The sequence below is a fragment of the Pseudoroseicyclus tamaricis genome (genome assembly GCF_012070395.1).
Taxonomy (GTDB): domain Bacteria; phylum Pseudomonadota; class Alphaproteobacteria; order Rhodobacterales; family Rhodobacteraceae; genus Pseudoroseicyclus_A; species Pseudoroseicyclus_A tamaricis.
Genome location: NZ_JAAFYS010000001.1, coordinates 529,730 through 550,865 on the forward strand (window position 1 = coordinate 529,730; position 21,136 = coordinate 550,865).

The following is a 21,136-nucleotide window of genomic DNA, read 5'->3' on the forward strand; positions in this document are numbered from 1 at the left end:
TGCATGGGAGGTGATTGGGCCTGTCCGAAGAGCAAACTAAGCGCTTTCAATGCCATCATCGATCTAGTTGGAGAACCTCTGTTGAACGAGAGGACTGTCACTTACTAGGCCGAGTATTGAAAAATCGCGGTAGACGCACCCTATTTCGGGCCATAAAAATCTACCAAGTCCAAAGCCTCATGGAGACCCCAAATGTCTTCGATCAAGAGACTAGAGAGTAAGCTTGTATTTAAAAATGACTTTGTTTTGGCCTACGACGACACGGTACAGTTTCCGAACGGTGAAAAAGGTTCATACTTTCATACAAAATGGACTGCTCCATATGGAGTGGCGATGATCCCTTATACGTCTGACAAGTGTGTGTTCATTAAATCTCGGAGATATCCCGGCACAGAGATACTCATTGAGTGCCCGAAAGGGTTTGGGGTCGAAGGCAGCACTCCCGAAGCCTGCGCACGCCGAGAACTCTTGGAGGAGACGGGATTGGAGCCATGCGTCCTAAATTACGAAGGAGTGGTAGGAGAGAACTTCCCAACGCATGTATTTTCTTGCAACGTCACGGAAACACCTTCGACCGCACCTGTGTCAGCACTAAACGAAGGGATAGAAGGTCTTGTATATGTTCCAATTTCCGAATTGGATCATAGCTTTATATTGCGGCACCGTATTTCATGCCCTGTAACCATACTGGCGATCCCACTACTTCGATCCGGGAAGAAAGACTTCTGATATCTTATGTTTGCCGGCGTTTTCTTCTAGCCGTTCAAGGTGCACAATTTTATCTTCGTAGGTCTCGCCAAGGCGCTCCAATGCGTCTTCTATTTCGTGAACGTCGCGCCGTCCCTTTGACCTTTCGTCCAGTCCATGCTTCTTCTTAATTCGGCCTAAAATTTGTTCTGCTGCAAATCCAACTAAAGGAATAGTGGTATTTAGAAACGCTCCCGCGGCCTGATTTATGGCTATGCTCACGGCTTCTCCTCCCAAACCACTTGCAGTGTCACCCTTGAACCAGCGGATCGTAGACTGTAGTGGATTGTCATCGAAGGCGAGGGTCGAAGAAGGATCTAGTCGTCTGACTATTTTTTCTTCAATGTCGGACCGTAGCTCTCTATATGCCAGCGAAATTTCCTTGGCCGCTTCGACCCTGTCGCTCTCATTGGATGAGAGATTGTTGAAGCGTTTGAATGCAAACCCGCTCCGAACTTGATTGATATCATCTGGCGTTAGCCGTAAGAGGCCTTCCACCAAAAACGATGTCTTTAATGGCCGGGATTTGATTGTTGTCGTTTCCGGTTTTGTCCAGTCTAGCTTGCATCCCCGCATGATATCAAATGCTTCTGCTAAGTCATCTGTGTACTGCGGCAGCAAGCGCTTAGCATTCGGTAGATTTGCGGCATACGGGCCGATATAGCAGCTTCTTAGGAAACTGAGTTGCTTGTCAGTAGGGGGCGCTCCTTCTGCTTTCAGTACCGCTAGTAACTTTTCTTGAATGAATGTAGTTCCTAGACTGTCGCCAGCGGGCTTTTCAGAGATTTCCTGTTCGATGAGACTTGATATACGTTCATATAGCACATCTCCCAGCCGGTCATGCGCTAGCGGTGAGGTTAGGTTGTCGCGAAGCAATTTTGAAAAGTTATCAGACACATCGCGATAGCTCCAGTTTTCGGTAGCTGCGTTCTCTTCAAGAAATCGCAATTCATGCTTGATAGAATAGAATTCCTTTGACGTTCTCATTTTCCCGTTTCGAACAAAGCTGTTCTGCAAAGCTTCCCAGTAAAAGGACGCATCTTTTGTGTCGCTCTCCCATTTAGGGTGCCAGTCCCATTTGTCGCGAACAAGTATAACAATTGACTTGTTTTCAATCATTTCTCGCACGGTGGAATTGTGGCGAATTATTTGGCGGAAGTTTCTGGTGCCGATAATTTGATTGTCTGAAACAAAGAAGCGGTTCGAAGTAAGGAGATTGTAAATCACGTGTGCCGTGAGAAGGCGCTCCATCGCTGGATCGTTGGAGTGTGCCGTGTCATCATGGAGAACAAGAGAGTAGGTGTCACGCATGAGATCGCCACCATATTTTTTGAAGGAAAGACAAGTTGAAGCTTACCGCTCACAATGTTGGAATCTAGTCCAAAGTGGTCGCCGCCATGTGTGAAGCCGCGAACGTGAGCCGCGTCAGGGACAACTCTAGACGACTTGTAGGGTTTTGGTCCGACTTGTGCCGGAACGAGATACCCGTGTGGTCTCCGGCGTCTGTGGGTATCAGTGGGGTAGCAGGAACGGTGAGCTTGAATGCTCCGGCGTGAGACAGGTCGAGACAATCTGCCAAAAGCAAAGGTTAAGGCTTTCAATCGGCTACGTTACGGGTTGAGCGATCCTGAGACGGTGGGGCGGATCACAAGGCTAATTGAAAATCCTCGTGTCGGTGGTTCGATTCCGCCCCCGGGCACCATTTAAACTCCTGATGACTGTGAGAAACCCACCTCCCAGCGGGCTGTGCCTGCGGTTGGGGATCATGCGCTATCGTTCGCACTCTTGCACGGCTGGATGATGGCGACGGTTGCGCTCGCAGCGTGCGAAGTGGACCGGCGGTCTCTCGCCCATGTCGAAGGCACGGATCGCTGCAGCCGGCCCCCCGCAGCCTCAGCCGTAAACGATCTCGACCATTGCCTGCCCGGTCAGGCGCGGCAGGATGAAGCGCACTCGCTTCCCCGACGCCTCGAAGGGCAGGGCCTCGCCGTCCGGAACAAGGCGCACCGCTGTCACCGGCCGGCGAACGGCGACGTCGACCGAGATGTCATGCAGGGTGGAGATGTCCTGGATCGGTTGCACCGGATTGCCGCGGAGGGTGCCGCGCAGCACGGGGTTGGCGTGCAGCAGGTGCAGCACCTCGCGGCCGTCCTGCTGGCGCAGCAGCGCCCGGCCGGCGCGGGGCAGGGACGTCTCGACCAGCGGTTGCTCTGCGAGGGCGCAGCGGATGAGGTTCTCGGCGATCTCCAGGAGAGCGACCTCGCCGGTGAGGTAGTAGCAGGAGAAGATCGGATGCGCGGCGTGGATCATGCCGCCCTTCTGCACCGCCGCCGCATAGCCCGAGGGCTCCGGCCGGTAGGGCGCGTGGACGTGGCCGGAGAAGGCGCCGGGGCGACGGTCGATGTAGGGGTCATGCACGGCGCCGAGGCTCTCGCCATCGGTGACGCGCAGCCGCTCGGAGGGCAGATAGGTGAAGATCGGCGCGTCGACGCCCTCCGCCGCGATTTCGGGCGCGGCAAAGAGGTAATCGCCACCGCGCATGGGGGAGGGACCCTCCCAGACGGCGCCGATGTCGAAGAGTGGGCCACCCGGGCCGAGCCCGCTGGCGCCTGTCAGGAGCAGGCGCCCGCCGCGGGCGAGGTGCTCCTCCAGCCGGGCCTGAAACGCCGGCGAGATCGCCACGGCGTCGGGGCAGATGACGAGGCTGTAGGGCGAGAGATCGCTCTCGCCATCGACCACGTCGAAGGTGAAGCCGCCCTCCAGCAGCACACGGACCGCGCCATCGTCGGCTTCGGCGTGGTGGGAGGGCTCGCCGGCAAGCCCGCCCGGGGCCATCGCCTCGGCGGAGACGAGGGCGATCTGCCGGGCGGCGGTGGACCCCTCCAGCCACGGCGCGGCGGCGACCATCGGCTGGTAGGCCGAGGCGATCAGCCGGATGGTCGCGGGCTCGACCGCGCCGGTCGGGTGCAGGTGGTCGCCGATGGAGCAGCCGGCGCCATGCGCCGCCATTGCCGCGCATTCGTAGCGGAGCGCCTCGGGGCGCTTGTAGCCGCCGAACTCGCCCCACGTGGTGGCGAACTTGCCGGTCATGCCGAGGAAGGGTACGCCCATGGCGTCGACATAGCGGGCCGAGGTGGGGAAATGGTCGTATCCCCAGCCGGCGGTCGGCAGGCTCTCGACCTCCAGATGCGTGTAGTGCCGGGCGTAGTGCGCGCGGTGACCTTTGCGGATGTGGCCGGAGTTGAAGAAGAGCGGGCAATCGGCGCGGTGGCCGCGCACCACCTCCGTCACCCGGTCGAAGAATTCCTGCGCCGCGATGTCGCCGAAGGTGGCGCGGTCCGCCTCGCTCCGCCAGTCGAGGCCGCGCGCCGCCATCCCCGCCTGTGCATGCGGCGAGATCGAGGGGCGCTGGAAGCAGATGTCAATGAAGATGCCGTCGCCGTCGGGATAGGTGGTCATGACCTCGTCCACCTGCGCGCAGAGGTAGTCGAGATAGGGAGAGGCGAAATCGAGGAAGGCCCAGCCGCCATAGGGCTCGTCGGAATAGAAGGCGAGCCGGCCATCGGGGAGGACGGCCTGCCAGTCGGGATGCGCGGCGGCGGCCTGCTCGTCCCACGCGGCGGAGAGGTAGATCGGGGTGCCGATGCCGCGCGCCTTCAACGCATCCATCTGCGCGCGCAGCAGATCGAAGGAGAGGTGCGGATGCATCCGCCCGACCTTGGTCGGATGATAGCTGAGCCCGTGATGGCACTTGGAGAAGAGCGTGACGCTGTCCACCCCGGCGCCGGCATAGGCCTCGGCGAAGGCTTCCGGCTCGAAGGCGGAGCCGATGCCCTCGATGAGCGGCGAGGTATGGAAATCGAGGTGAACCTGGCGTTGGCGCATGTCGGACGTCCGTCATCAAAACAGAACCGGCCGCCGCGCAGGGAGAAGACGCGGCGGCCGGCAAAGTTCGCCCCGAGCGCGTCGGGGCGATCTCGTAAGGAAGGCTCAGCCTTCCGGGCATTCCCAGTAGAAGCGGGAGAAGTCGAAATCCCAGCTCATCATCGGGATGTATTCGTAGCCCTTCAGGCAGGTGCTCAGCGCGTGGCGCTCCTCCTGGTAGAGGAAGTAGACATCGGCAGCGAGGTCGTAGAGCTCCTGCTGGATATCCTGGTAGATCGCGTTGCGGGCCGTCTCGTCCGTCTCGGCGCGCGCGGCGTCGATCATCGCGTCGATCTCTTCGTTCTCGAGCCATTCCATCGAGGACCATGTCCCGGCCGAGGCGGAATGGAACTGCACGTAGAAGACCGAATCCGGCGAGGGGTAGGACGGGCCGTTGAACACCTGCGTGGTGTTGGGCGTCGTCTCCGGGTCGCTGGCAAGCTCGGTGATCCGGTTCCACGGCTCGGGGCGGATGTCGAGCGTGATGCCGATGGCCTCGAGATTGGCCTGCATCAGAAGCGCGATATCCTCCTCGAAGGAGAGACCGGCCACATAGCTGTGGGTCAGCGTGATCTCCTGCCCGGCATAGGCCGATTGCGCCAGTTCCTCGGCGGCCAGTTCCAGATCGTAGACCGGGGCCGGGATGTCGGCGTTGAAGGCGCCTTCGAAGGCCGGCGACAGCGCCGTCGACATCTCGGCGCCGGGGAAGATCACCTCGCGGATCGTCTGGTAATCCGTGGCATATTGCAGGGCGCGGCGGACATGGATGTCATCCGTCGGGGCGAGCTGGGTGTTGATCTTCATGTAGAAGCCGGTGGCGGTGGGCGTCGAGACCACCTCGTAGCCGTCGAGCGCGCCGATGGCCTCGAAGGTCTCGTTGGCATGGGCGGAGGCGGAGAAGCCGAGCTCGCCCGACGTCGCCAGGGCCCGCACCGTCGCCTCGTCATTGGTGATGACGAAGCGCACTTCGTCGATCGGGTTTTCCGGCCAGCCGTCGTGGTAATCGGGATAGGCGCTGATCACCATCTCCGAGCCACGGTTCCAGCTCGACAGCGTGTAGGGCCCGGCGCCGAGGGAGGTCTCTCCCAGCAGATCCTCGGACCATTCGCCGTCACCCTGTTCCATCGCCGCATCGGAATTGACGACGAGGAAGAGCGGCGTCGCGGTGAGGAAGGGCGCGTAGACGCGGGTCAGTGACATCTCGACGGTCATGTCGTCCACCGCGGTGACGGAGTCGGCATCCACGAGGCCGCTGAAGAGGAAGGACGGACCCTCGTTCAGCGCCAGGAGGCGCTGGATGGACCAGACCACGTCCTTCGCCTCGACGGGGGAGCCGTCGCTGAAGGTCGCGCCGTCCTTGAGGTGGAAGGTGTAGGTGAGGTTGTCGTCGGAGACCTCCCAGCTTTCGGCGAGCTGGGGGATGATCGAGCCGTCGACATCGACGGTGGTGAGGCCGTCGTAGAGGTTCACCGCGGCCATGTACTCGGTGTAATCGTTGATCTTGGCCGGGTCGATCGTGCCGAAGACCTGCACCGCGTTCACAACGATGGAGGTCGGCGCGTCCTGAGCAGCCGCGGGCAGCGCGGCCGAGGCCAGAAGGGCCGTGAGCAGTCCTCTTTTCATATCCAGTCTTCCTCTCTTCCTATCGTGTTTGCTGAAAAAATCACCCGGCCGCGGCGGTGCCGCCGAGCGGAACGAAATCGTGGCCGTAGCCAAAGTAGCCGGGCCCGACGAGCGCCAGGCCCTCCGGCGTGCGCCATTGAGGATCGGCGGGCAGGCCGATCAGCTCGACGGCGAGACCGAAGCGCAGCTGCTCGGTGGTCACCGGCAGGCCGACATCCGCGTCGAGCGCGCAGATGAGATCCGGCGTGCTGGCGCGCACGGTGCCGGCATCGTCCGTCAGCACCAGCATCTCGTTCTGGAACTCAACGGCGAAGACCTGCCCGGCATCCTCGTCGGAGCCGCGGATCGTCGCCTTGCCGCGCGCGAAGCCGCCGACGGTGCGGCGCTCGATATCGACGATCCGGCCGCGGATGAGCCGCTGGCCGCCGCAGGCCTCGCAGAGGGCCGGGCCGGGATGGCGCATGGCGCGTCGCTCCGCCGCGATGATCTCGCCCACGCGCTTGATGAGGGAGATCGTGCCGCGCAGCATCGCGGTCTTCATCACGCGCCCGTCCATCGGGTAGGTGGCGATCAGCGCCGCGCCGCCCATGTCCACCGCCGCGGAGCGCGCGAGGCGCTCCGTCCAGTGGTTGTCGATGGTGCCGAAGACGGCGGTGTTGCCCTTGTCGTCGGCAAGGACGATCGGGCTGGCCTTCACCCCGTGCAGGGTGAAGCTGACCATCTGGAGTTCGGGGAAAGCCCGCCCCATGCCGTCGCCGTCGATCAGCGGCAGGCCCGTCGCCGCGGCCACGGCGAACGGGATGGTGGAATTCAACCCGCCCGCCTCGGCACAGATGAGCGCGCCGACCTTGCGGCCGAGCACGCTTTCGAGCCCGCGCAGGGCCTCCAGCGCCTCGCCGCCGGCGGGGAGCTTCTCGATCATCACGGTCGGCGCGCCCATCATCGCCACGGGCACGCAGAGCGTGTCGTCGTCGATCTCGTCGGCATCGACGACCTCGACATTGCCGTAGGTGGCGAGCGCCTCCTTGGCCATGACCTTCCCGATGTAGGGATCGCCCCCGCCCCCGGTGCCGAGGAAGGCGCCGCCGAGCGCGATGGCGTCCAGATCGTCGGGAGTCACGGTGAAGCTGCTCATGCCGCTTCCTCCTCTTCGGCAAGGGGTCGATAGGTGATCTCGGGGAAGCCGAAGGCCTTCGGGCCCACGACCTCTAGCGCCTGCGGCGACCGCAGCAGGGGGTGGCAGGGCAGGGCGACGATGGCGACACGCTGGCCGTAGCGCAGCATCTCGGTGGTGATGGCCTCGCCGGTGTCGACGTCGAGCACGAGGATCAGGTCGGGCACGCAGACCTCGACCTCGCCCTCGCGGCGGAAGACGAGGTTCTCGTTCTGGATGACGACGGAGCCCTGCACGCCGTGATCCTTGTCGATGCCCGAGAGCATGGCCTCGCCGACGACGAAGCCGCCCCGGAGGTGGCGCTTGAGATCGGTGATCTTGCCGGAGAACATCCGGCGGCCATTTTCCTTGCGGCAGATGGCGTCGATGGGGTCGTCATGGGCGCGCTGGGCGTCACGCACCGCCCGGCCGAGCGCGATGGCTTGCGTGTAGGTGCCGGGGATCGCCGTCCTGCGCACGAACTCCGCCCGCATGGGCGCCGAGGCGAGCACCGCCCCGCCGCCGAGCGCCACGACGCAGGCGCGTGCCATGCGCTCATGCGCCAGCTCCGTTTCCGCGTGGTGGAAGAGGATGACGTTGCCATGCGTGTCGGACATCGCCGAGGGCGTGGAGGTATGGCCGTAGATGGAGAAGGTGGTCATCTGCATCTCGGGGAAGGCGCGGCCCATGCCGTCGCCGTCGAGCACCGGCAGCTTGGCGAGGGCCGCGACGTTCAGGGGCTCCATGGCGTTTGAGCCGCCGATCTCCTCGCAGACGATGGCGTCGACCGTCATCTCCAGATGCGCCTCGAGCGCCCGCAGGCAGCGCAGGCCTTCCTGCCCCTCCTTGATGCGCTCGATCCCGACGACCGGCGCGCCGATGCCGCCGAGCGACAGGCAGAGGGCGTCCGGGTCGATCTTGTCGAGCGGCAGGATGGTCATCGCGTGGCCCTCCGCCATCAGCTGGCGGGCGCGGAGCTTGCCGATGTAGGGGTTGCCGCCACCGCCGGTGCCGAGGATGCCCGAGCCGATCTCCAGCGCCTCGAGATCGTCGAGCGTCAGGTGCCAGAGGTCGGCGGGATCGTAGGGAAGGCTCATTCCATCCCCCCCATCTCGCCCACCACCTTGACGTGGATGCGGGTGGCGTTGCCCGGCAGGTAGGCGAGCGGCACGTCCTCGCGCTCGATCACCTGGATGGTCTCGGCCAGCGCACCGGCGGCGATGGCAGCGGCGGTCGCCTCCTCCTCGGCCTCCTTCAGGCACTCCTCGCGGGTGACCTTCTCGAGCGTGTAGACCCGGTCGACCTCGCCGGAGATCTGCGCGATGGCGGCGCCGACGGCGTTGGCGACGGCGAAGTTCTCCGGGCGGATGACCTCCAGATCGCCGAGCGTCTCTGGCATCAGGATCGAGCCGCCGCCGACGGCGATGACCGGGATCGGCTCGGGCGAGACGCGGCTGCGCTCGACGGCGGCTTCCAGCATCTCGCCGATGCGGGCCATGGCGGCGTCGACCATGGCGGGATCGAGGCCGGAGACCTTGGCCTTGTCCCCCACGTCGGCCTTGCCGGCCGCCACGGCGACATCCGTCGCCGTCAGGGTGCTGCCGCCGAAGACGAGCGCCTCGGTCGAGATGCGGTAGCCGGTGGACTGGGGGCCGACCCTGGTGCCGCCATCGGCCTCCCTGACCAGCGATCCGCCGCCGAGGCCGATAGAGAAGACATCGGGCATGCGGAAGTTGGTGCGCACGCCGCCCACGTCGACAACCGTCGCCGCCTGGCGCGGGAAGCCGAGGTGCAGGGCGCCCACGTCGGTCGTGGTGCCGCCGATATCGACGACGATGGCCTCGGACTTGCCGGTCAGAAAGGCGGCGCCGCGCATCGAGTTCGTCGGGCCGGAGGCAAAGGTCAGGACGGGGAAGTTCTTCACCTTCTCTGCCGCCATCAGCGTGCCGTCGTTCTGCGTCAGGTAGAAGGGGCAGTGCAGGCCGCTCTCGGACAGGGCGCTCTCGAAGGCCGAGACCGTCTTGTTCGCCAGCGGAAGGAGCGCCGCGTTCATGATCGCCGCGCTTTCCCGCTCCAGCAGCCCGAGGCGGCCGATGTCAGTCGACAGCACGATCGGCAGGCCGGGGCAGTGCTGCTGGAGAATCTCGGCGGCCTTCTTCTCCATGTCCGCGTTGATCGGGCCGAAGACGCAGGTGATCGCCGCCGCCTTGAGATCGTTGGCGCGGATTTCGCCGGCGATCCGCTCCAGCTCCGCCTCGTCGAGGGGGGACAGGACGCGACCGTCGAACTCGTAGCCGCCGCGGATCATGTAGCCGTGGTCGCCGAGGACGAACTTGAGATCCTCGGGCCAGTCGACGGCGGGCGGCAGGCAGGCCGTGGCCGGCAGGCAGAGCCGGATGGCGGCGACGTTGGACAGCTGGCGCCGCTCGATCACCGCGTTGGTGAAATGGGTCGTGCCGATCATGACCTTGCTCACGGCGGAGCGGTCGATCCCGGCCTCTTCGAGCACGGCTTCCAGCGCGGCCTTCACCCCGGAGGTCACATCCTCGGTGGTGGCGGCCTTGACCCCGGCCAGCACCTTGCGGCCTTCCATCACGACGGCATCGGTATTGGTGCCGCCCACGTCAATTCCCAAACGATATGTGCTCATGCGTCCTCTTCGGCCAGGGTCGTCGTGGGGACGAGGAACGCGGCGCGCTCTTCCTCCGTCACGGTGGGTTTCAGCGCCTCTTCGGCCTCGGTCAGAACCGGGATCGCGGCGATCAGCGCTCGGGTATAGGCGTGGCTCGGCGCGGCGAAGACCTCTGCAGGCGTGCCCTGCTCGACGATCTCGCCCCGGAGCATGATGGCGATGCGGGAGCAGAAATTCCGCATCAGCGACAGGTCGTGGCTGATGATCACGTAAGTGAGGCCAAGCTCGGCGCGCAGGTGCAACAGCAGGTCGATGACGGTCTTCTGGACGCTCACGTCGAGCGCCGAGGTCGGCTCGTCTAGGATCAGCACCTTCGGCTCCGCCGCGAGGGCCCGGGCGATGGAGACGCGCTGCTTCTGCCCGCCCGACAATTCGTGGGGGTACTTGCCGAGGTAGCTCTCGGGCAGTTTCACCAGCGACATGAGCTCCGTCATCCGGGCGCTGGCGGCGGCCCTGTCCATGCCGATATGGCCAAGCGGCACAGCCAGCGTCTGTGCGACGGTGCGCTTGGGGTTCAGCGAAGTGCCGGGGTTCTGGTAGACGATCTGCGTCAGCCGCCGGCCGGGGCTGGAGGGCGCGCGCACCACCTCGCCCTCCGTCACGTCCAGCAGGCCCATCAGCATCCGCGCGACCGTGGTCTTGCCCGAACCGCTTTCGCCCGCGATGCCGAAGATCTCGCCCTCGGGCACGTCGAAGGTGACGCCGCTGACAGCGCGGTGGCCCTCGCCGCGCGCCCAGATCCCGCCGGAGCGGTAGACCTTGGAGACATCGCGCATGGCGAGCACCGGCGCGGCATCGCTGACCGGCTGGTTCTCCACCCTGTCGCCGTAGAGCGGCGGCACGGCGGCCATGAGCGCGCGGGTATAGGCATCGCGCGGCGCGCCGAAGACTTCGGCCAGCGGCCCCTGCTCGACGATCTCACCCTTGTTCATCACCAGAACCCGGTCGGCGGTCTGGCGCACGACACCGAGGTTGTGGGTGATCATGAGAAGGGACAGTCCTTCCTCGTCGACCAACCCGTTGATCAGCTTGAGGATCTCGGCCTGCGTCGTCACGTCGAGCGCCGTTCCCGGCTCGTCGGCGATGAGCAGGCGCGGCTTGTGCAAGAGCGCGAGGGCGATCAGCACCCGCTGGCGCATGCCGCCCGACAATTCATGCGGCCAGGCATCGAACACGCGATCGGCATCGGCGAGCTGCACGCGGCGCAACGTCTCGAAGATCCGCCGCTTGCGATCCTGCGCGCCGGAGGGCCTGCCGATCCGCCGGTCGGCGAAGCGCAGGATATCGTCGAGATGCTTGCCGATCCGGAACACCGGATTGAACGAGGACAGGGGGTCTTGCATGATGATCGACATGTCGGAGCCCTTGAGCCGCTCGCGCTCGGCCGGGGGCAGGGCCAGCAGGTCCAGCCCGTCGAAGGCGATGCGGCCGCCCTCGATCGTGGCATTCTCGGGCAGCGTGCCCATGATCGCCTTGGAGGTGACGGACTTGCCCGACCCGGTCTCGCCGATCAGCGAGACGCGCTCGCCCTTGGCGATGGAGAAGGACACCCCGTGCAGCACCTGCGCGGTCCGCCCGTAGCCGGTGAAGGAGATCGACAGGTCGCGCACATCGAGCAGGGCCATGGCTCAGGTCTCCACGTCGAACATGTCGCGCAGCCCGTCGCCCAGAAGGTTGAAGCCGAGCGTCGCGTAGAAGATGGCGAAGCCGGGGGCGAGCACCTCCCACCACATCTCGGGCACGAATTGCCGGCCATCGGCGACCATCGAGCCGAGATCGGGCGTGGGGGGCTTCACCCCGAAGCCGAGGAAGGACAGCGTCGCGCCGAAGAGGATGACGAAGGCCGCGTCCAGCGTCGTCTTCACCGAGATGACGGAGATGCAGTTGGGCAGGATTTCGCGCCAGAGGATGTGCAGGTGCGAGGCCCCGGCGAGGCGCGCGGCCTCGATGTAATCCTCCGACACGATCGAGCGGGTGACCCGGTAGATGAGCCGGGCATGCCATGTCCACCAGAGCAGGGTGATGGCGATCATGGCGTTGGTGAGGTTCGGCTCCAGCACGTTGCCGATGGCCAGCGCCATGACCAGCGGCGGCATGGCGAGCATCACGTTGGTGAAGCCGGCGATCAGCCGCTCCGTCCAGCCGCCGAAATAGCCGGCCGCCATGCCGAGCGCCGAGCCGACCGGGACAGAGATGCCGAGGACGCCGATCACGAGCAGGAGCGAGACGCGAAAGCCGAAGACCGTGCGCGAGAAGATGTCGCGGCCGGCCTTGTCGGTGCCCATCCAGTTGTCCGCCGAGGGCGGCATGTGCCGGTTGCGGAAGTCGACGACCGCCCCGACGTGATCGGGGTGGGTGGCGATGAGCGGCGCGAAGAGCGCAACGAGGATCACCGAGGCGACGATGAAGGCGCCGACCAGCGCCGCCGGGTTCCGCGAGAAGCGGAACCACGTCATGTAGCCGGCGCTCAGGGGAGGGGCGTCCGAGTCGAGCGGAAGACCGGTTTCGATATCCGCCTCGGCGGCGGTCTGGGGGAGGTTCTTTGCACTCATGCGGCGGCCCGGCGGCGTTGACGTGGATCTATGACGCTGAGCACGACGTCGATCACGAGGTTGGCGACGATGAAGAACAGCCCGGAGATGAGCACCACGGCCATCAGGGCGTTGAGGTCCTTCTGCAGGATCGCGGTCAGCCCGTAGCTGGCGAAGCCGCCCCATCCGAAGACCATTTCGACGACGAAGGCGTTGCCGATGAGCGAGGCGAATTCGAGCCCCATGATCGTCAGCGGCGCGACGGAGGAGAGCTTGAGCAGGTAGCGGAAGACGATCACCCGGTCGGGCACGCCGAAGCTGCGCAGGGTCAGCACGTGATCCTTGCGCTGGTTCTCGATCATCGCCGAGCGGGTGATGCGCGTCACCTGACCGATGCCCGACATGGCCAGCGCCAGCGCGGGGAAGGCGAGATGCTGCAGCGCATCGAGGAAGACATCCGCCCGGCCGTGGACGATGCTGTCGATCAGCAGAAGGCCGGTCGGCCCGTCGGGCGGCGAGAGCCGGTAATCGACGCGCCCGAGGATCGGCCAGTCGGGGAAGAAGTTCGCCGCCAGAAGCTGCAGCCCGATGGCGAAGAGGAACGACGGGATCGTCACGCCGATCAGAGAGAAGAGCCGGCCGCTGTTGTCGATCCACCGGTCGCGGTGGCGGGCGGTGAGAACGCCGAGCGGGATGGCGATGATGACCATCAGGAAGACCGTCACCAGCACCAGTTCCAGTGTCGCGGGCAGGAAATCGGCGATGTCGCTGAGGACGGGCCGGCCCGAGGTGATCGAGCGGCCGAGGTCGCCCTGCAGCGCGCGGCCCATGTAGGCGACGTATTGCGTGAGGATCGGCTCATCGAGCCCCATCTCGAGCCGGAGTTCCGCGACCTGCTCCTGCGTGGCGGAGGGGCCGAGGGCCATGCGCGCCGGGTCTCCCGGCACCACGCGGGCGAGGAGGAAGATCATCAGCGACAGGACGAGCAGCACCATGATGAAGCCGGCCAGACGGGCCAGGATCGGCTCAATGAAGCTCAGAAATCGCATCTGCCCGTCGGTCCCCCAAAGGCCGCCCGGTCGGGCCGCCTCATAGCCTCGCCCCCACCCCGGGGCTCGGTCGCTTGCACCTTGGGTCAAGCCTGCGACGGGGCCGGCGCAGCTGACAATGATCCCGAGGTCTAGGTTTTGGGCGGATTGGTCGAGGGTGGCTGCCACGCCGTTGTTACAAAGGGCGCCGCGCGGGCGGGGGGCTAGTCAAACCAGCCCAAGGCTTCGGCATTGGCCACCGCCTCGCGCCGGTTGGCGCAGCCGAGCTTGCGGAAGAGATTGGTGAGGTGGAATTTCACCGTCGCCTCGGAGATGTCGAGGTTGCGGGCGACGAGCTTGTTGGACGCGCCCTCCACGAGGAGCGACAGGATGCGCAATTCCCGCGCCGTGAGGATCTCGCGCGCGGCGGCTGAGACGCGGCCCGTCCGGGTATCGCGCAGACGCCTCAGGATGGCGGAGGCGGGGGTGGAGGCGGTGACGTAATCGGCCACGCGCCGATCGCCCATCAGCCGCTCGACCAGCGCGAGATCGGCGGCCAGGGGCGAGAGCGTTTGCGTCTGCGCCGCCTCGGCGAAGACCTCGCGGGCGAACTGGCGGGCGAGGCTGAGGTCCCCCGTTCGCCGCGCCACCTCTGCCTGCAGCAGGCGCAGGCCCATCCGCTGGCGGGAGGTCAGCCCCGGATTGGCGGACATCTGCGCCAGCCGCGCGCCCAGCAGCGGCAGGTCGGGCCGCTCCTCGACGATCTGGCGCAGCCAGATCAGCGCCAGCGCCCGCTCGTCGCGCCCGGTCAGCCGCGTCAGATCCTCGCCCGCGGCCTCGACCCAGACCCGGCTCACGCGCGAGCGCACGGCCGCCGCGACCCGCGCCGCCTCCGTCCAGCGGCCACCCGATTGCAGCGTCCGGGCTTTGAGCGTCTCCATCATGCCGTGGTATTGCCGGTTGCGGGTTTCGGTCAGCCCCCAGCGCTCCAGAAAGCCGACGGCCGCGCGCACCGAGTATTGCCCGGCAATCGCCTGCGCCCCGTAGATGAGGGACAGCTCCAGCAAGGTCGGCCATGTCTCGCCGGAGGCGAAGGCCTCGAACTCGGTCTCGAAGAAGTCCACCAGCGCCGCCGCCTGCCCCTTGTCGAAGGCGATGCAGGCGCGGATCAGCCGCACGAGGCGCGCATCGCCCGGCGCCTCGAAGGGCAGGGCCTTCAGATCGGCGGCGGCGGCCTCCAGCATCCGCTCGGACCCGGCGACATCGCCGCGGAGCAACCGCAGCACGGCACGGTGGAGTTCGACATAGAAGGCAAGCATCGTCATGTCAGCGGCGCGGTAGTGGCTGAGGGCGAGGCGCATGGCCTCCTCCGCCTCGTCGAGCCGGCGCAGCCGCATGTAGAACTCGCTCATCGCGTTGTAGAACGTGCCCCTGTGCAGGTCGTCCGAGAGCGGCATGTCATCGAGATGGCTATGGAGCAGATCGATCAGGGCATCGCCGATCGCGAGATCCTCGTAGATCAGCATGACGATGCGAAATGTGCGAAAGTCCTGCCCGAGATCCACATCGCGGCGCAGGACCTTGGCGATATCCAGCGCCTCCGCGCCGAACCGCTCGGCCACCTGGCGGCGCGCCCATTGGGTCTGGCCGGATTTCAGGGCCCGGATCGCCTGCGACATGACGAGGAGCGGCTCCTCCCGCCGCATGGGCTCCGGGAAGGAATCGAGCAGGTCGGCATAGGCGCGCGGGCCCATCTGATAGACTTGGTACCAGCCCTGTCCGGATCGATAGACCTCCAGCGCCGCATCGTGTCGCCCCCGGTCGAGCAGAAGCTGCGCCGCATGGCCCGCCGCCTGCGGCAGGACAGCCAGCGCCGCGAGCGTCGGCGAGACCTCGGCCCGCGCGGCGATCTCCTCGGCAAAGGCGCGATCGAGCGCGGCCTCCTGCGCCGCGGGGATGACGGCGAGCAGCCCGCTCTCCAGCTGTTGCAGGAGGGGAATGTCGGTCCGTGCCGGCGGGCCCGTGTCGATGCCCGAGCGGCGGGCGAGGAACAGCGCGAGCAGGCGCTGCGTCGGCAGGGGCGAGAGCAGTTCTTCGCGCAGATACTCCGCGTCGGCCCGCCCGGCGACGGGCCAGCCGCCCGCCTCGGCCAGAAGCTCATCCGGCCCGATATCCAGCACCTTGCCATGCGCCCGCGCCCGCGCCAGCCCGGTCAGCCGCACCCCGCCCCGGCAGGCAACGATCAACCGGGCGGCCGGCCCCAGCATCGGCAGCCGCCCGTGCTGCGAGGGGGGCAGATCGCAGAGGCACGTCTCAGCGAGCGGCCCCTCCGGCAGCTCCCGCAGGACAGGCCGGGCCAGGCGCGCCGCGATCTGGCGCAGCAGCTGCGACTTTCCCGTCCCCGCCGGCCCGCGGATGATGACGACCGGGGCCTCGGCCCGCAGGATGCGGTCGCAAAGGGACAGGGCGGCGTGCTCCATGGCCGGTGACGATAGCCGGTCGGCCAAGCTCTTGCCATCGGGTCGAGGCGACGAAGCGCCGGGGTGTGCCGGTAGACAGCCAAAGAAACCGGAGGAGAAATCAGCGGCGTTATGTATCAAGCGCGCTTGCTACCTAACGCCGCGAAATCACGCTCATGCCGGGGGGAGGCAATCCTCTCCACACTCACAAGAGCTATTCCGAGACAAATACGGCGCTGATCGGAGATATGGGCCTTGGCTTGGGTGGCAAGGAATCTATCACATTGCAGCCCGGTGAATCGCATTTCGTCGAGCCAGGGCACGTCCCTTGTTAGGTAATTTCCACGGCGGAGAAGATCACGTTTCGAAACGAAGTCCGGCTGGGTCACACCGGGCTGGAGCACGGACCGTATTTCCTAGCGTGGCTTGCTAATGACGCGCTCTACGAAGACCAAAAGGGGACTCCCCGCAGCCTCGTCCATCTCGCCGTCGTAGTAATCATCAGCGAAATGCGCCCGCCGGCAGTCATGACGTTGATGACACCGCTGATGAACATCCTTGCCGCCCGCGCCCGGCGGAATGGAACGGGCTTGACTTGGTAGAACGCTATTGCGGGGACAGGTCAAGGCCGTAAGGGGCTGACGCATATAGTTTTGCGGCCACTTTATCTCCCTGTTTCGAGTGTCAATGCCTCCCAGAGGAGCCTCCAACCACGGTTGTTGAGGCATTCTGCCAGAGGCGTCCCCCGGTAGCCCTCAGATCGCCCGGCCGCCTGCGTCGAAGAGGCGGGCGGAGGAGGGCTCGAAGCCGAGGCGGATGGTCTCATCGAGGGCGACGGGGCTGCGGCCATCCAGCACGGCCGTCAGGCGGGCGCCGGTGGGGAGGTGGCCGGCCACCACCGTCTCATGGCCGAGGCGCTCGAGGAGGTCGGTGTGCAGCTCCAGGGGGCCGTCGGGCATCCGCTTGAGGTCGTGCGGGCGCAGGCCGAGGGTGATCTCGTCGCCCGCCGCCAGCTTGTCCCCCTCCGGGGCCGGGAGGACGAGGCGGGGGAGGTCGGCGCCCGAGAGGACGGCCTCGTGCCCGTCGACGGCGGTGACCTTTCCGGGGAGGAGGTTCATCTTCGGGGCGCCGATGAAGCCGGCGACGAAGAGGTTCGCCGGGTGCTCGTAGAGCTCCATGGGCGCGCCGATCTGCTGCACCTCGCCATCCTTCAGCACGACGATCTTGTCGGCGAGGGTCATCGCCTCGACCTGGTCGTGGGTGACGTAGATCATCGTGGAATCGAGCTGCTGGTGCAGGCCCGCCAGTTCGGCGCGCATGTCCATCCGCAGGGCGGCGTCGAGGTTGGAGAGCGGCTCGTCGAAGAGGAAGACGTCGGGGTCGCGCACGATGGCGCGGCCGATGGCGACGCGCTGGCGCTGGCCGCCGGAGAGCTGGGCGGGCTTGCGGTCGAGCAGCGGCTCCATCTGCAGGATGCGGGCCGCCTCGCCCACCGCCTGCTCGCGCTGCGCCTTGGGCACCTTGGCGAGGCGCAGGCCGAAGCCGACGTTCTCGCGCACCGTCATGTGCGGGTAGAGCGCGTAGGACTGGAAGACCATTGCCACGCCGCGGTCGCGCGGCTCGACATCGTTGACCAGCCGGCCGCCGATCTCGATGTCGCCGGAGGTGATGTCCTCCAGCCCGGCGATGAGGCGGAGAAGGGTCGACTTGCCGCAGCCGGAGGGGCCGACGAAGACGACGAACTCGCCGTCCAAGATGTCGAGGTCGACGCCCTTGATCACCTCGGTCTGGCCATAGGATTTGCGCACGTCGCGCAGCTTGAGGTCTGCCATCTGTCTTATCCTTTGACCGCGCCCTGCAGGAGGGCGGCGACGAACTGGCGCTGGAAGATCAGGAAGAGGATCACCGTCGGCGCCAGGATGATGAGGGAGCCCGCGCAGAGGAGCGGGATGTCGGTGCCCCACTGGCCCTGGAAGGCGCCGAGCGCCCCGGCCATGGTGCGGCGGTTGGGTTCCTGCACGAGCACGACGGGCAGGAGGAACTGGTTCCATGTCCACAGGAACAGAAGGATGCCGAGGGACATGATCGCGGGGCGCGCGAGCGGCACCTGCACCATCCAGAACTCCTGCCAGCGCCGCGCGCCGTCGAGCTGCGAGGCCTCGGAGAGGTCGTTCGGGATCGACATGAAATGCGCCCGCATCCAGAAGACCGAGAACGGCATGTAGAGCCCGATCAGCGGCAGGATGATGGCGCCGCGGGTGTTGAGCAGGCCGATCTCGCGGATCTCGAAGTAGAGCGGCGTGATCACCGCCTCGAAGGGCAGGGTCAGGCCGATGACGAAGACGAGGTAGAACCACGCCGAGCGCGGTGTCGTCAGCTTGGCGAGGCCGAAGCCCGCCATGGTGGCGAAGAGCACCGCCGCCGGCACGGTGCCGAGCACGATGAGGATGGAGGAGAGCAGCAGCTCGTCCATGTTCGCCACCTGCCACGCCTTGGCGAAGTTGCCCCATTGCGGGTCCGCCGGCCATTCAAGGCCCGAGGGGTAGGTGCCCGAGGGCGCGAGGGCTGCCGAGAGCATCGACAGGAACGGCAGCAGCGTCACCACCATGAGGAGGATGATGAGGCCGCGGGCGAAGAGCGGGCTGGTGCGGATGCGCGGGAATGTCATTGCTTGCGCTCCCTCAGCGCCCACTGGATCGGCAGCACGCAGGCGAGGACGAGGATCATCAGCACGATCGCCAGCGCCGAGGCGAGCCCGACCTGCCGGTGGGCGAAGGCGAGGCGGTAGATCTCCAGGCCCGGCACGGTCGTCTCGATGCCCGGGCCGCCGGCGGTGGCGACATAGACGATGTCGAAGGACGACAGCGCCTGGATGATGGTGACGGTCACGCAGATGCCGATCTCGTTCTTGAGGCCGGGCAGTGTGACGAAGCGGAACTCGTGCCGGGGGCGCGCGCCATCGAGCTTGGCGGCCTCGTAGAGAGAGCCGTCGATGCGGGCGATGCCGGTGACGAGGAGCATGGTGCAGAGGCCGAGGAGGACCCAGGCGCCGATGATGCCGACGGCGGGCAGCGCGTAGGTGAAGTCGCCGAGCCAGCCGCGCGTCCAGCTTTCAAGCCCGATCAGCGAGAGGAACTGGTTCACGACGCCATTGCGGTCGTACATCCAGCTCCAGGCGATGCCGGCGGCCACCAGCGGGATGACCTGCGGCAGGAAGAGGATGGTACGCGTCGCGGTGCCGAAGCGCCCGGCCATCTGGCTGCGGATCGCCGAGGCGACAGCAAGGCCGAGGACGACGGGCGGAATGGTGAACCACGCCGCGAGCTGGAAGGCGTTGCCGATGATCTGCAGCAGATCGTCGTCGGTTAGCACCTCGATGTAATTCTTCAGGCCATAGAAGGTGGCGCCGGAGATCGGCCCGATCCCGTCCCAGCGGAGCAGGGAGTAATAGACCGACATGCCGAGCGGCACGATCACGAAGGCCGCGTAGATCAGGAACGCCGGCCCGATGAACATGACCGCATCGCGCCGGCGGCGGCGCGCACGCCGCGTCGCCGCCGGACGAGGTGCCGGAGCCTTTGGGGCTCCGGCGGTTGCATTTTCAAGATGGGTCATCCGACCTCCTGAAAGGGGCTTGGGTTAGCGGGAGAGCTGGTCTTCGTACTCTTCCTGCACGTCGTCGAGCAGACCTTCGGGGTCCTGCACGCCGCCGACCATCTTCTGCAGCTCCGGCGTCCAGCCGGCGGCGAAGATGGCGCCCGTCGCGTTGGCGATGAAGTCCATCGCGCCGTTGTCGGCACCGATGACCTGGCCGGCCGCGAGGGTCTGCGCGATCAGCGAGCCCTCTTCCTGCGGCGGGATCTCCATGTCGGCGGGGCCGCCGGGGTTGGAGCCGCCGACGGCCACGTTGATCTCGCGGGCGGTCTCGTTGGTGGCAACCCAGTCGAGGAAGAACGCGGCGCAGTCCGGGTTCTCGGCATTGGCGCCGATGCCGAAGGTCAGCGGCGACGACATGGTGGCGTGACGGCCGCTCTCGGGGTTCGGCGGCATCAGGAAGAAGCCGACGCTGTCGCCCATGGCATTCTGCAGGTTGGCCGATTCCCAGTCGCCGTTGAACATGAAGAGGCCCTCACCGCCGGTGAAGCGGCTCATCATGGTGAAGTAATCCACCGCGTTGGCGTCTTCGGGGAAGTAGCCGGCTTCAATCCAGCCGTTGAGGTGCTGGGCGGCTTCGAGGTTCTCGGGCGTGTCGATCGTGGCGCCTTCCTGCTGGAAGATCCACGCGTTGATCGGCTCGGGGTCGCCATAGACACCCATCAGGTTCTGCAGCGGGAAGGCGAGACCGGCGGTGTCCTTGTTCCACTGGATGATCGGCAGGATGCCGGCCTCTTCGGCGGCGGCCAGCGCGTCATCGAGCTCGGCGAGGGTCGTCGGCGTCTCGGTCATCCCGATCTGCTCGGCGAGGTCCTTGTTATAGAAGATGCCGGTCGTCGAGTAGTTCAGACCCATCGCGTAGAGCGAGCCCACGCCGCGGGGGCGGCCCGACTCGTCGATGCGCAGCTGCACGAGGTTGCCTTCGGGGAACGAATCCCAGCCGAAATCCTCGTAATAGCCGTCGAGGTTCATCAGCAGGCCGTTGGTCACGAGATCCGAGATCGAGGGCAGGCGGACGAGGTCCGGCGCGTTTTCCTGGGAGAGCAGGCGCGGCGTGTTCTCCATCAGGTTGGCGAACTGGTCCTCGCGGATGTCGAAGGTGACATTCGGGAACTGGTTGGTGAACTCGGTGGCGAGCTCGGTGGGCAGCGGGAAGCCCGTCTCGAAATAGGCGTTCAGCGTCACCGGGTCGCTGCCGCATTCCTGCGCGGCGGCGGCCGTGGCCAGCACCGAGGTGCCAAGCGCGAAGCCGGCGATGAGTTTGGTGGTCGTCATGTCGTTTCCTCCACTGTGGTCCGGCAGGTGCCGGGGCTCGCGGGCGCGCG

The 21,136-nt window shown here is 65.9% G+C and carries 15 protein-coding genes; 1 reads left to right on the forward strand and 14 read right to left on the reverse strand.

What is annotated here, in order from left to right; translation table 11 throughout:
* The first annotated feature begins 333 nt into the window (after nucleotides 1–333).
* Nucleotides 334–729, forward strand: coding sequence for an NUDIX hydrolase (locus tag GY170_RS18670; RefSeq protein WP_394351480.1), 396 nt, complete (start codon nucleotides 334–336; stop codon nucleotides 727–729).
* Here the strand turns inward: GY170_RS18670 and GY170_RS02470 are convergent.
* From GY170_RS02470 to GY170_RS02535, 14 genes are all read right to left on the reverse strand, one after another.
* Nucleotides 700–2,058 (reverse strand): hypothetical protein, encoded by a 1,359-nt coding sequence (locus tag GY170_RS02470; protein WP_163889644.1) that lies wholly within the window; start codon nucleotides 2,056–2,058, stop codon nucleotides 700–702. The two genes, GY170_RS18670 and GY170_RS02470, sit on opposite strands and share 30 nt — an antisense overlap.
* Nucleotides 2,059–2,640: 582 nt before the next feature.
* Nucleotides 2,641–4,632, reverse strand: a complete 1,992-nt coding sequence (locus tag GY170_RS02475; protein WP_163889646.1) for an alpha-amylase family protein — start codon at nucleotides 4,630–4,632, stop codon at nucleotides 2,641–2,643.
* Nucleotides 4,633–4,737: 105 nt separating this feature from the next.
* On the reverse strand, nucleotides 4,738–6,294 hold the full coding sequence (locus GY170_RS02480; protein WP_163889648.1) for an ABC transporter substrate-binding protein: 1,557 nt from the start codon (nucleotides 6,292–6,294) through the stop codon (nucleotides 4,738–4,740).
* Nucleotides 6,295–6,334: 40 nt separating this feature from the next.
* Nucleotides 6,335–7,429, reverse strand: a complete 1,095-nt coding sequence (locus GY170_RS02485; protein ID WP_163889650.1) for an S-methyl thiohydantoin desulfurase family protein — start codon at nucleotides 7,427–7,429, stop codon at nucleotides 6,335–6,337.
* Nucleotides 7,426–8,544 carry an S-methyl thiohydantoin desulfurase family protein gene (locus GY170_RS02490; protein WP_163889652.1) on the reverse strand — a complete coding sequence of 373 codons (1,119 nt, stop codon included), beginning with the start codon at nucleotides 8,542–8,544 and terminating at the stop codon, nucleotides 7,426–7,428. The genes GY170_RS02485 and GY170_RS02490 overlap by 4 nt, the downstream gene beginning before the upstream one ends.
* Entirely contained in the window at nucleotides 8,541–10,097 is a 1,557-nt protein-coding gene (locus tag GY170_RS02495) for a hydantoinase/oxoprolinase N-terminal domain-containing protein (protein ID WP_163889654.1), read from the reverse strand. Before GY170_RS02495 ends, GY170_RS02490 begins: the two co-directional genes overlap by 4 nt.
* Nucleotides 10,094–11,764, reverse strand: coding sequence for an ATP-binding cassette domain-containing protein (locus GY170_RS02500; RefSeq protein ID WP_163889656.1), 1,671 nt, complete (start codon nucleotides 11,762–11,764; stop codon nucleotides 10,094–10,096). Before GY170_RS02500 ends, GY170_RS02495 begins: the two co-directional genes overlap by 4 nt.
* 3 nt (nucleotides 11,765–11,767) lie before the next feature.
* Nucleotides 11,768–12,691 (reverse strand): ABC transporter permease, encoded by a 924-nt coding sequence (locus GY170_RS02505; protein ID WP_163889658.1) that lies wholly within the window; start codon nucleotides 12,689–12,691, stop codon nucleotides 11,768–11,770.
* Nucleotides 12,688–13,719, reverse strand: a complete 1,032-nt coding sequence (locus tag GY170_RS02510; protein ID WP_163889660.1) for an ABC transporter permease — start codon at nucleotides 13,717–13,719, stop codon at nucleotides 12,688–12,690. The genes GY170_RS02505 and GY170_RS02510 overlap by 4 nt, the downstream gene beginning before the upstream one ends.
* A 203-nt stretch (nucleotides 13,720–13,922) precedes the next feature.
* Nucleotides 13,923–16,178 (reverse strand): helix-turn-helix transcriptional regulator, encoded by a 2,256-nt coding sequence (locus tag GY170_RS02515; protein WP_163889662.1) that lies wholly within the window; start codon nucleotides 16,176–16,178, stop codon nucleotides 13,923–13,925.
* Nucleotides 16,179–16,912: 734 nt separating this feature from the next.
* Nucleotides 16,913–17,989, reverse strand: coding sequence for an ABC transporter ATP-binding protein (locus tag GY170_RS02520; RefSeq protein WP_163889663.1), 1,077 nt, complete (start codon nucleotides 17,987–17,989; stop codon nucleotides 16,913–16,915).
* 5 nt (nucleotides 17,990–17,994) lie between these two features.
* Complete coding sequence (locus tag GY170_RS02525; RefSeq protein WP_163889665.1) at nucleotides 17,995–18,825, reverse strand: carbohydrate ABC transporter permease; 831 nt, start codon at nucleotides 18,823–18,825, stop codon at nucleotides 17,995–17,997.
* Nucleotides 18,822–19,673, reverse strand: a complete 852-nt coding sequence (locus tag GY170_RS02530; RefSeq protein ID WP_163889667.1) for a carbohydrate ABC transporter permease — start codon at nucleotides 19,671–19,673, stop codon at nucleotides 18,822–18,824. The genes GY170_RS02525 and GY170_RS02530 overlap by 4 nt, the downstream gene beginning before the upstream one ends.
* 123 nt (nucleotides 19,674–19,796) lie before the next feature.
* Nucleotides 19,797–21,086, reverse strand: coding sequence for an ABC transporter substrate-binding protein (locus GY170_RS02535; RefSeq protein ID WP_163889669.1), 1,290 nt, complete (start codon nucleotides 21,084–21,086; stop codon nucleotides 19,797–19,799).
* Nucleotides 21,087–21,136: the final 50 nt, after the last annotated feature.

Bases quoted from the DNA above. Each gene is read 5' to 3' on its own strand.
- GY170_RS02475 (WP_163889646.1), bottom strand. From the start codon at position 4,632: ATGCGCCAACGCCAGGTTCACCTCGATTTCCATACCTCGCCGCTCATC.
- GY170_RS02530 (WP_163889667.1), bottom strand. From the start codon at position 19,673: ATGTTCATCGGGCCGGCGTTCCTGATCTACGCGGCCTTCGTGATCGTG.
- GY170_RS02535 (WP_163889669.1), bottom strand. From the start codon at position 21,086: ATGACGACCACCAAACTCATCGCCGGCTTCGCGCTTGGCACCTCGGTG.
- GY170_RS02520 (WP_163889663.1), bottom strand. From the start codon at position 17,989: ATGGCAGACCTCAAGCTGCGCGACGTGCGCAAATCCTATGGCCAGACC.
- GY170_RS02485 (WP_163889650.1), bottom strand. From the start codon at position 7,429: ATGAGCAGCTTCACCGTGACTCCCGACGATCTGGACGCCATCGCGCTC.
- GY170_RS02505 (WP_163889658.1), bottom strand. From the start codon at position 12,691: ATGAGTGCAAAGAACCTCCCCCAGACCGCCGCCGAGGCGGATATCGAA.
- GY170_RS02510 (WP_163889660.1), bottom strand. From the start codon at position 13,719: ATGCGATTTCTGAGCTTCATTGAGCCGATCCTGGCCCGTCTGGCCGGC.
- GY170_RS02490 (WP_163889652.1), bottom strand. From the start codon at position 8,544: ATGAGCCTTCCCTACGATCCCGCCGACCTCTGGCACCTGACGCTCGAC.
- GY170_RS02495 (WP_163889654.1), bottom strand. From the start codon at position 10,097: ATGAGCACATATCGTTTGGGAATTGACGTGGGCGGCACCAATACCGAT.
- GY170_RS18670 (WP_394351480.1), top strand. From the start codon at position 334: ATGATCCCTTATACGTCTGACAAGTGTGTGTTCATTAAATCTCGGAGA.
- GY170_RS02515 (WP_163889662.1), bottom strand. From the start codon at position 16,178: ATGGAGCACGCCGCCCTGTCCCTTTGCGACCGCATCCTGCGGGCCGAG.
- GY170_RS02500 (WP_163889656.1), bottom strand. From the start codon at position 11,764: ATGGCCCTGCTCGATGTGCGCGACCTGTCGATCTCCTTCACCGGCTAC.
- GY170_RS02480 (WP_163889648.1), bottom strand. From the start codon at position 6,294: ATGAAAAGAGGACTGCTCACGGCCCTTCTGGCCTCGGCCGCGCTGCCC.
- GY170_RS02525 (WP_163889665.1), bottom strand. From the start codon at position 18,825: ATGACATTCCCGCGCATCCGCACCAGCCCGCTCTTCGCCCGCGGCCTC.
- GY170_RS02470 (WP_163889644.1), bottom strand. From the start codon at position 2,058: ATGCGTGACACCTACTCTCTTGTTCTCCATGATGACACGGCACACTCC.